At 66.8% G+C, this 13,171-nt stretch carries 9 protein-coding genes; all 9 read left to right on the top strand.

Annotated elements, in window-relative coordinates; genetic code table 11:
• The first annotated feature begins 2 nt into the window (after window positions 1-2).
• The 9 genes from ASB57_RS03550 to ASB57_RS03590 all read left to right on the top strand — a co-directional run bounded on the left by ASB57_RS03550 (window position 3) and on the right by ASB57_RS03590 (window position 13,017).
• Window positions 3-653: a membrane integrity-associated transporter subunit PqiC gene (locus tag ASB57_RS03550; protein WP_057650614.1), complete on the top strand. Its 651-nt coding sequence runs from the start codon at window positions 3-5 to the stop codon at window positions 651-653.
• A gap of 193 nt (window positions 654-846) precedes the next feature.
• The gene (locus ASB57_RS03555) at window positions 847-1,638 is read left to right on the top strand and encodes an ABC transporter permease (protein WP_057655886.1); all 792 of its coding nucleotides are present in this window, start codon (window positions 847-849) and stop codon (window positions 1,636-1,638) included.
• A gap of 3 nt (window positions 1,639-1,641) precedes the next feature.
• Window positions 1,642-2,721 (top strand): ABC transporter ATP-binding protein, encoded by a 1,080-nt coding sequence (locus ASB57_RS03560; protein WP_057650615.1) that lies wholly within the window; start codon window positions 1,642-1,644, stop codon window positions 2,719-2,721.
• A gap of 11 nt (window positions 2,722-2,732) precedes the next feature.
• Window positions 2,733-3,686 carry an ABC transporter permease gene (locus tag ASB57_RS03565; RefSeq protein ID WP_082621337.1) on the top strand — a complete coding sequence of 318 codons (954 nt, stop codon included), beginning with the start codon at window positions 2,733-2,735 and terminating at the stop codon, window positions 3,684-3,686.
• Between the two features lie 122 nt (window positions 3,687-3,808).
• The gene (locus ASB57_RS03570) at window positions 3,809-5,053 is read left to right on the top strand and encodes an amidohydrolase family protein (RefSeq protein ID WP_057650617.1); all 1,245 of its coding nucleotides are present in this window, start codon (window positions 3,809-3,811) and stop codon (window positions 5,051-5,053) included.
• Window positions 5,054-5,109: 56 nt separating this feature from the next.
• Complete coding sequence (putA, locus tag ASB57_RS03575; RefSeq protein ID WP_057650619.1) at window positions 5,110-8,949, top strand: trifunctional transcriptional regulator/proline dehydrogenase/L-glutamate gamma-semialdehyde dehydrogenase; 3,840 nt, start codon at window positions 5,110-5,112, stop codon at window positions 8,947-8,949.
• Window positions 8,950-9,096: 147 nt separating this feature from the next.
• Window positions 9,097-10,260, top strand: a complete 1,164-nt coding sequence (locus tag ASB57_RS03580; protein WP_057650621.1) for a PotD/PotF family extracellular solute-binding protein — start codon at window positions 9,097-9,099, stop codon at window positions 10,258-10,260.
• An 80-nt stretch (window positions 10,261-10,340) separates the two neighbouring features.
• Complete coding sequence (locus tag ASB57_RS03585; protein WP_057650623.1) at window positions 10,341-11,954, top strand: amidohydrolase family protein; 1,614 nt, start codon at window positions 10,341-10,343, stop codon at window positions 11,952-11,954.
• Window positions 11,944-13,017 carry a GTP-binding protein gene (locus ASB57_RS03590; protein ID WP_082621338.1) on the top strand — a complete coding sequence of 358 codons (1,074 nt, stop codon included), beginning with the start codon at window positions 11,944-11,946 and terminating at the stop codon, window positions 13,015-13,017. The genes ASB57_RS03585 and ASB57_RS03590 overlap by 11 nt, the downstream gene beginning before the upstream one ends.
• The last annotated feature ends 154 nt before the right edge of the window (window positions 13,018-13,171 follow it).

Here is a 13,171-nt window from a genome sequence, read left to right on the forward strand (position 1 = left end):
AAATGAAACTTCGTCTGTCGGCCCTGGCGGCGGGCGTGGCCTTGCTGGCGGGTTGCGCCAGTTCGCCGCCCGTCCATTACTACACGCTCATGGGCGCGGAGCTGCCTGACAGCAGCAACGCTCCGGCGGCGACGCCGGCCTTCATGCTGGAAGTGCTGCCGGTCAACGTGCCGCCGCAAGCCGATCAACCCCAGTTGATGATGCGTGAACAGGGCGGTGGCCTGACGCCGCTGTACTCCGAACGCTGGTCGGCGCCGCTGGCCGACGAGGTGCGTGGCGCGCTGTCCGACACGCTGACTCGTACCCTGCAGGTGCCGGACGTGCAGGCCATCCGCGCGCCCGCCAGCGCGCCAGTGTGGCGCGTGGCCGTCGACGTGCAGCGCGTGGAGAGCATCACCGGGGTCGAGGCGGTCGTGGACGCCACCTGGCGGGTGCGGCCCGCCAATCTGAAGGGGCAGGCCTGGCAGTGCCGCAGCATCAGCCGCGTGCCTGTCAGCGGCACGGGCGCCGAAGCGGCGGTGCATGGCCTGCGCGATGCCACGCGCGATCTGGGATTGACGATAGCCAGTGCCATCCAGTCGCAAAGCCAGAGCAGCCCCCGGCCCGGTTCGGCGCAAGTCCAGCTGCTGGGGTGCAACCCGATTTCTGATTAAGGTCGCACCTGCTCATGTGTCCGGGTTAGCCTTAATGTCCTAAAGGTTTTCCGGCGCGTAGGATGTGGTTTCACTACAGACCGGACGGTACTAGCCGTCCAGCGCTAAGGGGAATCACGTCGTGGCAGCATCAGCAGCTTCGTCCCATCCGCCGCCCGCCCGCCGTGGCGTCGCGGCGCCGTCCTTCCCGTGGCTGCGTTGGCTGCATCGCGCCTTCGTCGCGCTGATCTACTTCTTCATGCTTTGCCCGCTGCTGTTCGTGGTGTGGCTCAGCTTCTTCAAGGACGCGATCCTTTATTTCCCGCCGTCGGGATACACGCTGTCCTGGTACGTCAAGGCCTGGGACAACTCGGCGTTCGCCAACGGCTTTCTGTTCAGCATGCAGGTCGCCCTGATCGCGGCCGTCTGCGGTGTCGCGCTGGGCGTGCTGGCGGCGCTGGGCATCATCCGCCATCGCTTCCGTGGGTCCCAGGCCGTCAACACCTTGCTGCTGTCGCCCCTGCTGGTGCCGGGCATCGTCGCCGGTGTCGCCATCTACCTGTTTTACCTGCGCGCCGAGAACACCCTGGACATGGATATCGTCGGCACCTACGGCGGCCTGGTGCTGGCGCACGTCTGCCTGACCATACCGTGGACCGTGCGCCTGGTCTCGGCCAGTATGAGCGGACTGGATCCTTCCATCGAAGAGGCCGCGCGCAACCTGGGCGCCAGCGGCCGCGTCGCGTTCTTCCGCGTCACCTTGCCCATGTTGCGGCCCGCCATCGTGGCGGCGGCGCTGTTCTCCTTCATCGTCTCCTTCGAGAATCTGGAGCTGTCCCTGTCGCTCGTGGGACCCGGCCGCACGACGCTGCCGATCGCCATCATGCAATACCTGGAGTTCAACCTGGATCCCACCATCGCCGCGGTGGCGTCGGTGCAGATCCTCATGCTCGGTATCGTCATGCTGGTCACCGACCGCTACGTCAAACTCAGTCAGGTGGTGTGAAAGATGGCCAATGTTGCCCTTGAAGGACTCCGTAAACAGTACGGCGGCGCGCTGGCCGTGGCCGATTTTTCCTTGAACATCGCCGACGGCGAGCTGGTGGCTTTTCTGGGCCCCAGCGGTTGCGGCAAGACCACCACCTTGCGCATGATCGCCGGTTTCATCACGCCCACGGCGGGCACGATACGCATCGGTGAACAGGACGTCACGGCCTTGCCGCCGCATCGGCGCGACACGGGCATGGTGTTCCAGCGCTATGCCTTGTTCCCCCACATGACGGTGGCCGAGAACGTTGCCTTCGGTCTGGAAATGCGCAAGGTGGCGGGGGCCGAGCGTCAGCGCCGCATCGCCGACGCGCTGGATATGGTGCGCATGGGTGAGCTGCGCGACCGCTATCCGCGCCAGTTGTCGGGCGGGCAGCAGCAGCGGGTGGCCATCGCACGGGCGCTGGTGATCCAGCCCAAGGTTTTCCTGCTCGATGAACCGCTGTCCAACCTGGACGCCAAGCTGCGTCTGGAAGTGCGCGACGAAATCCGTACCTTGCAGCAGCGCCTTGGTCTGACGACCATCTTCGTCACGCATGATCAGGAAGAAGCGCTGTCCATCGCCGACCGCATGGCCATCATGCATGACGGCCGCGTGCAGCAGGTCGGCACCCCCGAAGCGCTGTACGAGAAGCCGGAAAATCTATTCGTGGCCGACTTCCTGGGCAAGATGAATTTCTTCGACGGCCGCATGGACGGCCAGGGCGTCTTCGCCACGGCGCGTGGCTTGCGGCTGGCGGTGGGCGAGGCCGCGTCGGGCAGCACGCGCGTCGGCGTGCGGCCCGAGCGGGTCGCCTTGCGCGCGCAGGCGGACGGTCCCAATGCCCTGGCGGGCAAGGTGGACGCCGTGTCGTATCTGGGCGCGCATATCGATGTGCGCGTGCGGCTGGACAGCGGCGATGTGCTGGGCTGCCGGGCGCCCAATGCGGGGTCCGTGCATGCAGGATCGGTTCACGCGGGCGGCGCCGCGCCCGCGCTGGCGCAAGGCGCGCCGGTCTACGCCTGCTTCCATCCCGCCGACTGCGTGGCGTTCAGCGCTTGAGGCCGGACACCATGCAGACATCCACCCAATCCGACCCCCAGGCTTCCGCGGACGGCACCCCCGTCGCCACGCGTCCCTTCGTGGCGGCCGGCGCTCCGGCGGCGTCCGGCGGCGCGCGGGCGCGCGGCGCCAGCATGGCGTTCCCCGCCTCGCTGGTGGTGCTGGTCATCGTGCTGGTGCCCATCCTGATGCTGTTCCGCTACAGCTTCGAGCACTTCAGTCCGACGCAAACCTTGCAGGCCGGCTTCACCTTCGAGAACTACGCCAAGTTCTTCGGCGACGCTTATTACCGTGGCGTGTTCTTCACCACCCTGGGCGTGGCCGCGCTGTGTACCGTGCTGGCGCTGGCCCTGGGTTTCCCGGTGGCCTACTTCCTGGCCAAGACGCAGAGCCGCTACAAGAGCCTGCTGATCATCCTGCTGGTGTTCCCGCTGCTGGTGGGCAACGTGGTGCGCGCGGCCGGCTGGATGATCATCCTGGGCAATGCCGGGGCGGTCAACGCCGTGCTGGTGGGCCTGGGCCTGACGGCCGAGCCGATCAAGCTGCTCTACACGCCGCTGGCGGTGGTGATCGGCACCACGGCCGTGGTGCTGCCCTATTTCATCCTGACCCTGCAAAGCGTGCTGGAAGGCATCGATTTCTCGGTCGAGGAAGCGGCCCAGAACCTGGGCGCGAACTTCTTCACGACGCTGCGCCGCGTGGTCCTGCCCATCGCCGCGCCTGGCGTGGCGGCCGGCACGGTGCTGGTGTTCATCCTGTGCATGAACGCCTATGCGACGCCGGTATTGCTGGGCGGCAGCGGCATCACCATGATGGCGCCGGCGCTGTACGACCAGATCACGCGCGGGTCCAACTGGCCTTTCGGGTCGGCGCTGGCCCTGGTGCTGGTGTGCGCCACCTTGCTGATGGCCTTGCTGTCGAACTGGCTGATCCATCGCCGCTATGTGAAGACGATGACGTCATGACAGCGCGTGCACCGTATTGCCTTTTTGTTTTTATGTTCGCTCCAACCGCTCCAACCGTTCCAACCGATCGAACGGTTTGAACCATCGAATCATTACTCGTTGACCGCATCCGGAGACTACCGATGACCGCCGTCCTGTTCAAGAATGGAAATCTGCTGGACCCCAAAGTGGGTGAATTGCTGGAAGGCCATGATGTCCTGGTCGAGGACGGCCTGATCAAGGAAGTGTCCGACCGGCCGCTGCAGTCGGCGTCGGCGCAGGTGATCGACATCAAGGGCAAGACCGTCATGCCCGGCTTCATCGACCTGCACGGCCACGTGATGGCCACGCAGCTGAACCTCAGCTCGCAGGGCGTGCTGCCCGACGCGCTGGTGATGATGCGCTCGGTTCCCATCATGGCGGCCATGCTGCGGCGTGGCTTCACCACCTTGCGCGACGCGGGCGGCGCCGGCTGGGGCTTGAAGTGCGCGGTCAAGGAAGACACCGTGGTCGGCCCGCGCCTGTTCATCTCCGGCCGCGCCATCAGCCAGACCGGCGGCCACGGCGATCCCCGGCCCCGTTCGGACCATCTGCGCCCCATGAGCTTCTGCGGCTGCTGCTTCCGTGCCGGCGATATCGGCCGCGTGGCCGATGGGGTGGACGACGTGCGCAAGGCGGTGCGGCAGGAACTGCAGATGGGCGCGGACCAGATCAAGATCATGGCGTCGGGCGGCGTGGCTTCGCCCACCGATCCCATCGCATCCTGGGGCTATTCGGATGACGAAATCCGCGCCATGGTGCACGAGGCCCGCGCGCGCCAGACGTATGTGATGGCGCACTCCTACACCGCCGAGGCCATCGAACGCGCCGTCAACATGGGCGTGCGCACCATCGAGCACGGCAATCTGATCGACGAGCGCGTGGCCCGCCTGATGGCGGAGAAGGGCGCTTACGTGGTGCCCACCCTGGTCACCTACGAGGCGCTGGCCAACGAGGGCGCGCAGTACGGTCTGCCGGAGGACAGCGTGATCAAGATCGCCTCCGTGCGCACCGCCGGCCTGGAGTCGCTGTCGCTGTTCAAGCGCGCCGGCGTGAAGATGGGCTTCGGCACCGATCTGCTGGGCCCGTCGCAACGCCTGCAAAGCGATGAGTTCCGCATCCGCGCCGAGGTGCTGAGCAACCACGAAGTGATCCAGAGCGCCACCCTGGTGGGCGCCGAGGTCCTGAACATGCAGGACAAGCTGGGCCGGTTGATGGCCGGCGCCTATGCGGACGTGCTGGTGGTGGACGGCAATCCCTACATGGACATCACCTGCCTGCTGGGCCAGGGCGAACGCATTCCCCTGGTCATGAAGGGCGGCAAGATCTATCACAACCATCTTCACTAGGCGGACAGCAGGGCAATCTCGATCAACGAGTTCAACCGGGCCGGGCCTCACGCAGCATGGCTACTACTACTCTAGGCGTCAAGGTCGACGATGCGTTGCGCGATCGGCTGAAGAACGCGGCGGCAAAACTCAATTGCACGCCCCATTGGCTGCATAAGCAGGCCATTGTGTCGTACCTGGACCGCATCGAGCGCGGCCAGCTACCGGCGGAGATATCGCATTTCAACGGCGGTGCGCAGGCAGGCGTGGAGGACGCCGACCTGAGCCAGCAGGCTCAGGTGCCGCCGTTCTTCGAATTCGGCCAGGACGTGCAGCCGCAATCCGTGCTGCGTGCGGCCATCACGGCGGCCTATCGGCGGCCGGAAACCGAGTGCGTGGCGCTGTTGCTGGGCCAGGCGCGAGTACCCAATGCCGACAAGGCGCATGCCATGGCGGCCGGCCTGGTCAAGGCCTTGCGCGGCAAGCGCACGGGCGGCGGGGTCGAGGGCCTGATCCAGGAGTTCTCGCTGTCCAGCCAGGAAGGCGTGGCTCTGATGTGCCTGGCCGAAGCGCTCCTGCGCATACCGGATCGCGCCACCCGTGACGCCCTGATCCGCGACAAGATCGCGCACGGCGACTGGAAGTCGCATATGGGCAGTTCGCCGTCCCTGTTCATCAACGCCGCGACCTGGGGCTTGATGCTCACCGGCAAGCTGGTGGCGGTCAACAGCGAGCAGTCGCTGTCGCGCGCCATGACGCGCCTTATCGGCAAGGGCGGCGAGCCCTTGATCCGCAAGGGCGTGAACATCGCCATGCGCATGATGGGCGAACAGTTCGTGTCCGGCCAAAGCATCTCGGAAGCCCTGGCCAACAACCGCAAGATGGAGGCCAGGGGCTACGGCTATTCCTACGACATGCTGGGCGAAGCCGCGACCACGTCGGCCGACGCGGACCGCTACTTTACGTCGTACGAGCAGGCCATCCAGGCCATCGGCAAAGCCGCGGCCGGACGCGGCATCTATCAGGGGCCGGGTATCTCGATCAAGCTGTCGGCCCTTCATCCCCGCTATTCGCGCGCGCAACGCGAGCGGGTCATGACCGAGCTGCTGCCGCGCGTATTGCAGCTGACCCGGCTGGCGCGCAGCTACGACATCGGCCTTAACATCGACGCGGAAGAGGCCGATCGCCTGGAAATATCCCTGGATCTGCTGGAAGCCCTGTGCTTCGATCCGGAGCTGGAAGGCTGGAACGGCATCGGCTTCGTCATCCAGGCTTACCAGAAGCGCGCGCCCTTCGTCATCGATTACGTCATCGACCTGGCGCGCCGCAGCCGCCATCGCCTGATGATCCGTCTGGTCAAGGGAGCTTATTGGGACAGCGAGATCAAGCGCGCCCAGGTGGACGGCCTGGAAGGCTATCCGGTGTACACGCGCAAGGTCTATACCGACGTCTCCTACCTGGCCTGCGCGCGCAAGCTGCTGGGCGCGCCCGAGGCGGTGTTCCCGCAATTCGCTACGCACAATGCCTACACCTTGTCGGCCATTTATCAGATGGCCGGCCAGAACTTCTATCCCGGCCAGTATGAGTTCCAGTGCCTGCACGGCATGGGGGAATCGCTATACGACGAAGTGGTGGGGCCGGTGGGGCAGGGCAAGCTGAATCGCCCTTGCCGCATCTACGCGCCAGTGGGCACGCATGAAACGTTGCTGGCCTACCTGGTGCGCCGGCTGCTGGAAAACGGCGCCAACACGTCCTTCGTCAACCGGATCGGTGACGACAGCGTGTCGATAGACGAGCTGGTGGAAGACCCCGTCGAGACCGCCCAGCTCATCCAGCCGCTAGGCGCCCCGCACGAGAAAATCCCGCTGCCGCGCGAGTTGTACGGTCCCGCGGCCAAGGGCGCGCGGCTGAATTCGCAGGGCCTGGATCTGAGCAATGAGCACCGGCTGGCGTCGCTGTCCGCGGCGCTGCTGTCCAGCACCGCCACGCCCTGGCGTGCCGCGCCTACGGTGGGCGAGCAACTGGCCTGGGACGCCGAACGCGCGCGGCCCGTGCGCAATCCCGCCGATCTGCGTGACGTGGTGGGCGAGGTGATCGAAGCCAGCGATGGCGACGTCGAGGACGCTTTGCGCCATGCCGTGGCCGGCGCGCCGATCTGGCAGTCGACGCCGGTGCTGGAGCGCGCGCACTGCCTGCGCCGGGCCGCGCAGCTGCTCGAAGGGCAGATGCAGACCTTGCTGGGGCTGATCGTGCGTGAGGCGGGCAAGTCCCTGCCCAATGCCATCGCCGAAGTGCGCGAGGCCGTCGACTTCCTGCGCTATTACGCCGACCAGGCCGAGCGCGAGTTCGACAACCATACCCATCGCCCCCTGGGGCCGGTGCTGTGCATCAGCCCATGGAATTTCCCGCTGGCGATCTTTACGGGCCAGGTGGCGGCGGCATTGGCCGCCGGTAATACCGTATTGGCCAAGCCGGCCGAACAGACGCCTTTGATCGCGGCGCAGGCCGTGGCCATGCTGCGGGCCGCAGGCGTGCCGGCCGATGCGGTGCAATTGCTGCCGGGGCGCGGCGAGACCGTGGGCGCGGCGCTGGTAGCCAGTCCCGCCGTCAAGGGCGTGATGTTCACCGGTTCCACCGACGTGGCGCGGTCGATCGCGCGCAGCCTGGCCGAACGCCTTGACGACGCGGGGCATCCCATCCCCCTGATCGCCGAGACCGGCGGCCAGAATGCCATGATCGTCGACTCGTCGGCGCTGGCCGAGCAGGTGGTGTATGACGTGCTGACGTCGGCCTTCGATTCCGCCGGCCAGCGCTGTTCGGCGCTGCGGGTGCTGTGCCTGCAGGAAGACAGCGCGGAGCACGTGCTGCACATGCTGCGCGGCGCCATGGACGAGTTGCGCGTGGGCAATCCCGATCATCTGTCGACCGACGTGGGTCCGGTCATCGATGCCGAGGCGCGCGACACCATCCAGCGTCATATCGACGCGATGCGCGCGGCTGGCAGGACGATCACCCAGACCACGCCGTTGGCCGCCGCGCGCCATGGCACTTTCGTGCCGCCCACGCTGATCGAACTCGACAGCCTGCGCGAACTGAAGCGCGAAGTGTTCGGGCCGGTGTTGCACGTGCTGCGCTACAAGCGCGACCAGCTCGACAGCGTGCTGGACGACATCAACGGCAGTGGTTATGGCCTGACCTTCGGCGTGCACACGCGCATCGACGAAACCATCGCCCACGTCACCCGCCGTGTCCACGCGGGCAATATCTACGTCAACCGCAATATCGTCGGCGCCGTGGTGGGCGTGCAGCCCTTCGGCGGCGAGGGGCTCTCGGGAACGGGCCCCAAGGCGGGCGGGCCCTTGTACATGTATCGCTTGTTGTCCGTACGCCCGCCAGGCTTGCCGGTGGGTGAGGGCCACGGCGGGGCAGGGGCGACGCCTGCCGCTTTGCCCTTGTCGATCGCCTTGCCGGGACCGACCGGCGAATCCAATACTTACCGGCTGGAGCCGCGCGGCACGGTGCTGTGCGTGGCGGCGTCCGAAGCGGGCGCGCTGGCGCAGTGGTCCGCGGCGCGAGCGGCCGGCAACCGCGTCATGTATCTGGACAATGCCGTCGCGCGCGGCGCGCAGCAGGGTCTGGACGCCGGACAGCGGGACACTGTGACGCTGGTGGCGGACGCGGACCTGGAGCAGGCCGACTTCCAGGCAGCCTTGTTCGAAGGCGACGGCGATGCCTTGCTGGTATTCCAGCGGCGCGTCGCGGCGCGTGATGGCGCCATCGTGCCGGTGCAGGGGCTGACGACGGAGGCGCTGGGGCAGGGCGCGCGCTATGTGCCGGACCGGCTGGTGGCGGAACGCTCCATCAGCGTGAATACGGCCGCGGCGGGCGGCAATGCCAGCTTGATGACAATAGGATGAATGCGGGGTCGGCATGCTGTCCATGCCGATCCCAACGCCGCGCGGCCGTCCGCCCCGCGGCGTTGAAACAGTAACGGAGCACCGCGTGACAAGCGGTTGGACATGGGATGAAAATAAGGGTCCCATCAGGTATCTGGAGTTCGTGACATGGCCGCTTTGCGTGCACGTCGTTCTTTTCTGCGTATGTCGTCGCTGATGGCCGCCGGCCCGGCGGCGTCCGCGCTCTTGGGCCTGCCAGGGCTGGCGCGCGCGGCCGCGCAGTGCGGGGCCGGGGTATCGGTCGGCATCGCCGCGGGCACGCGGCAGGCCCTGCTGCAGGAAGTGCTCGATCCCTTGCTGGCGCAGGGCGGCCTGGTGCCCGCGTATCAGATCGCCAGCGCCTTGGCGCAGCGTACGCGCATCCGCGCCGAAACCGGCGCGCGCAAGCCCACCCTGGACCTCGTCGTCCTGCGCGACCGTGAATTGCGCGCGATCCAGATGGAGGGGGGGCTGGCCCCCATCGACGCTCAGGCGGTGCCGCGCGGCGCGCAGGTGCTGCCCGCGCTGCAATCCACGTCCGCCGTTCCCTATGCCTGGACGGGCCTGGTGCTGGTCTACGACAAGAGCAAGTTCAAGACGCCGCCGGACAGCCTGGCCGCGCTGGTCGAGCCGGCCACCGAGAATGCCGCCTCCAAGGATGCCGGGGTCAAAGATCCTTCGGTGAAGGAAGGCTCGGCCAATGGCGCTACCGGCAGTGGCGCGTCCACGTCCGCGCAGTCCAGGGACCACATCGGCCTGCTCGACGGCATGCCGGGCGCGCTGGCCATCGCCGGTTCGCTGGCGGGCGGCAAGGGCGCCACGGACCTCGAAGCGGGCCGCGCCTGGTTGACCGCGCTGCGTGCGCAGGGTGCCCGTGCCTATTACGACGACACCACGCTCGCGCGCGCCTTCCGCCATGGCCAGGTGCGGGCCGCGCTGGTCTGGCGTTCGACCGCGCTGAAATGGAAGAAGGAAGGCCTGGATCTGGCGTCCGTGGTGCCGCGCGAAGGACTGATCCCCGCGGTGTCGCAGGCCGCGCCCGTCGCCGCCGGTCCCAACCGGGCCTGCGCCGCCGCGTTTATGAATGCCTTGCTCGACCCCAAGGTGCAACAGGCGCTGGCCGCACGTCTTTACCTGACGCCCACCGTGACCGACGCTGCCTTGCCCCCTGAAAGCCAGGCCGTCGCGTTCGCTCCCGCGGAGCTGGAACGCGTGGTCAAGCGCGATATGGACCTGCTGGTGCGCAGCGAGGCCGATCTGAATACGTTCTGGAACGCGACGTTCCACGCTTAGTTTGTCTGTTGTGTGACTAACCCGGCCCACGCAGGTGTCCCGACACTGCCGCATGAGCCCATCGTGTCTGAGGAAGGACCATGTCTGCCGACCAGCCTTACGCCGCCGCCGAAGTCGGCGAGGAATTGCGCGAACTCAATGCCGCCAAGGGATGGCACCCCGCCGTCGCCGCCACCTCGCGGGACCGCGGGGAAGGGCCTTTCAAGCGTCTGGTATTGCGTGGCGCCACCGTCATCGACGGCACGGGCGCGCCGCCCTGGGGACCGGTGGACATCGTCGTCGAGCAGGACCGCATCGTGGCCCTGGTCAACGTGGGCACGCCGCTGAAAGAGATCAATCCGGCGCGGCGGCCGGGCCCGGGCGATCACGAGATCGATTGCCACGGCAAGTTCGTCACGCCGGGTTTCGTCGATGCGCATGCCCACATCGGCACGCCTTACCATTCCATGAGCGGCATCGTGCCGCCGGCCGATTACATCTACAAGCTGTGGCTGGCGCATGGCGTGACCACCATCCGCGAGATGGGATCGATCAACGGCCTGGGCTGGAACCTGCAGCAGAAGGAAGCCGCGGAGAAAAACGAGATCGCGGCGCCGCGCATCGTGACCCACGCCTACTTCCCGGCGGTGAACGACCGGGTCAAGACCATCCATACGCCGGATCAGGCGCGCGAGTGGGTGCGCAAGATCAAGGCGCGTGGCGCCGACGGCATCAAGTTCTTCGGCGCGCCGCCGGCCATCATGCAGGCGGCGCTGGACGAGGCGCGCATCGAAGGCCTGCGTACCGGCTGCCATCACGCGCAGATGGCGGTCACGCGGGTCAACTCCTTGAAGTCGGCGCAATGGGGGCTTACCAGTTCGGAGCATTACTACGGCCTGCCGGAAGCCCTGTTCGAAAACCGCGTGGTGCAGAACTTCCCCACCGACTACAACTATGGCGACGAGTATTTCCGCTTTGCCCTGGCTGGCCAGACCTTCATGCAGGCGGCCCAGCCGGGCAGCGCCAAATGGCGCGAGGTCATGGACGCGTTCCTGGAAGCGGGCCACACCTTCGTGCCGACCTTCAATATCTACGACGCCAATCGCGATCTGATGCGCGCGCGCCGCGCCGACTGGCATGACGACTACACGTGGAAGGCGGTCTGGAAATACTTCCAGCCGCAGCGTGGTGGTCACGGCGCCTATTGGTATCGCTGGAGCACCACCAACGAAATCGAGTGGAAGCAGAACTACCGGCTGTGGATGCAGTTCATCAACGAGTACAAGAACCTGGGCGGCCGCGTGTGCGCGGGCAGCGATTCGGGTTTCATCTTCCAGATCTACGGCTTCGGCTTCGTGCGCGAATTGGAACTGCTGCAGGAAGCCGGCTTCCATCCGCTGGAGGTCCTGCGCGCGGCGACGTCCTTGAGCGCGTCCTTGCTGGGCCTGGAAGACGATACCGGCGCGGTGGACGTGGGCAAGCGGGCGGACCTGCTGGTGCACGACCAGAATCCGCTGGAGGACTTCAAGCTGCTGTACGGCACCGGCGCGATGCGCCTGAACGACAGCAACGGCAAGGTGGAATGGCAGCGTTCGCTGCGCTACACCATCAAGGCCGGCATGGTGTACGACACCGACGAGCTGCTGGCCGACGTGCGCGACATGGTGCGCGGCAGCTGGGACGGCGATCCCGAGGGGCCGCCGCATGCACGCTGATACGCCCGTCGACCTGATCATCCTGTCCGGCTTTCTGGGCAGCGGCAAGACCACGCTTTTGCTGCAATACCTGAATGACGCGGGCACGGCCGATACGGGTGTCATCGTCAACGAGGTCGGTGAAATCGGTGTCGATGGCGTGATCGTGGCCGACGGCAGCGATGCTACGCCGATGACCTTGCTGGCCAATGGTTGCGTCTGCTGCGCCATGCGCAGCAGCCTGGTCGACACGGTGGTGGCTTTGCTCGACGCGAAACGGCCGGCCGGCCACGGCCCCTTGCGCCGCATCATTCTTGAGACCAGCGGCGTGTCGCGGCCCGGTCCCATCATTGCCGCGCTGGCCGAACCGGAATTGGCCAGCCGCGGGCTGCGGCTGGCGGTGGTCAGCACCTACGATTGCGTCACCGGCGCCTTGCGGGCGGAGCAGTTCGATGAAGCCAGCGCGCAGCTGGCGGCCGCGCAACGCATCGTGTTGACCAAGCGGGATCTGGCCAGCGAGCAGGACATCGCGCGCCATCGTGCGGTAATTGCCGGGCTCAATCCGCTGGCGGACGTCGTGGACGAGACCGAGCGCGGCCAGGCGGCGCGGCGCGCCTTCGAAGATACGACGCCGACCCGCGACGCCGGTGTGGCGCAGGCCATCGCCGCGCTGCGTGCGGCCGGGCGGGCAGGGGCGGACCAGGATAGGCCCCATCCCCGCATCCACGTGCTGACCGCCGCGCTGGCGGAAGGGGCCGCGTGGGAGGAACTGGCCTTGTGGCTGGACGATTTGTCGGCGTTCTGCGGCGAGCGCCTGCTGCGGGTCAAGGCCGTGCTGCGCGTGAGCGATTGCGAGGATCCCATCCTGATCCAGAGCGTCGGCACGACCTTCAGCGCGCCGCGCCGTCTGCGTGCCAGCGAGGTGCCGGACAAGCTGTTTGTGTTGATCACGCGGGACCTGGATGCGGATGCCATCAATGCGGCGGTTGACCATCCGGCGGTCAGGGTGCTGGCGCCTGCCAGGACCGAAGCATCCTTCAGGGTTACCTCCAATTTTGATGGAGTCGCACTCACTCCACAATGAGTCGCAACCGCGCAACCTGCAAGGTTGCACCTATCCGGCGCGGGCCCGCGGGGGCTGGCGCACTACAGTCCATGAGGGAGTCCAGGCATGCAATCTCGTCATCGCGATCGGCGCACATTCTTGAAATCGGCAGCGGGGCTGGCATTGGCTCCGG

The organism is Bordetella sp. N (assembly GCF_001433395.1).
Classification (GTDB): Bacteria; Pseudomonadota; Gammaproteobacteria; order Burkholderiales; family Burkholderiaceae_B; genus Bordetella_C.

What these genes read in the sequence shown, in the direction of transcription:
- ASB57_RS03570 (WP_057650617.1), top strand. Translation starts at nt 3,809, where the DNA reads ATGACCGCCGTCCTGTTCAAGAATGGAAATCTGCTGGACCCCAAAGTG.
- ASB57_RS03550 (WP_057650614.1), top strand. Translation starts at nt 3, where the DNA reads ATGAAACTTCGTCTGTCGGCCCTGGCGGCGGGCGTGGCCTTGCTGGCG.
- ASB57_RS03585 (WP_057650623.1), top strand. Translation starts at nt 10,341, where the DNA reads ATGTCTGCCGACCAGCCTTACGCCGCCGCCGAAGTCGGCGAGGAATTG.
- ASB57_RS03565 (WP_082621337.1), top strand. Translation starts at nt 2,733, where the DNA reads ATGCAGACATCCACCCAATCCGACCCCCAGGCTTCCGCGGACGGCACC.
- ASB57_RS03590 (WP_082621338.1), top strand. Translation starts at nt 11,944, where the DNA reads ATGCACGCTGATACGCCCGTCGACCTGATCATCCTGTCCGGCTTTCTG.
- ASB57_RS03560 (WP_057650615.1), top strand. Translation starts at nt 1,642, where the DNA reads ATGGCCAATGTTGCCCTTGAAGGACTCCGTAAACAGTACGGCGGCGCG.
- ASB57_RS03580 (WP_057650621.1), top strand. Translation starts at nt 9,097, where the DNA reads ATGGCCGCTTTGCGTGCACGTCGTTCTTTTCTGCGTATGTCGTCGCTG.
- putA (WP_057650619.1), top strand. Translation starts at nt 5,110, where the DNA reads ATGGCTACTACTACTCTAGGCGTCAAGGTCGACGATGCGTTGCGCGAT.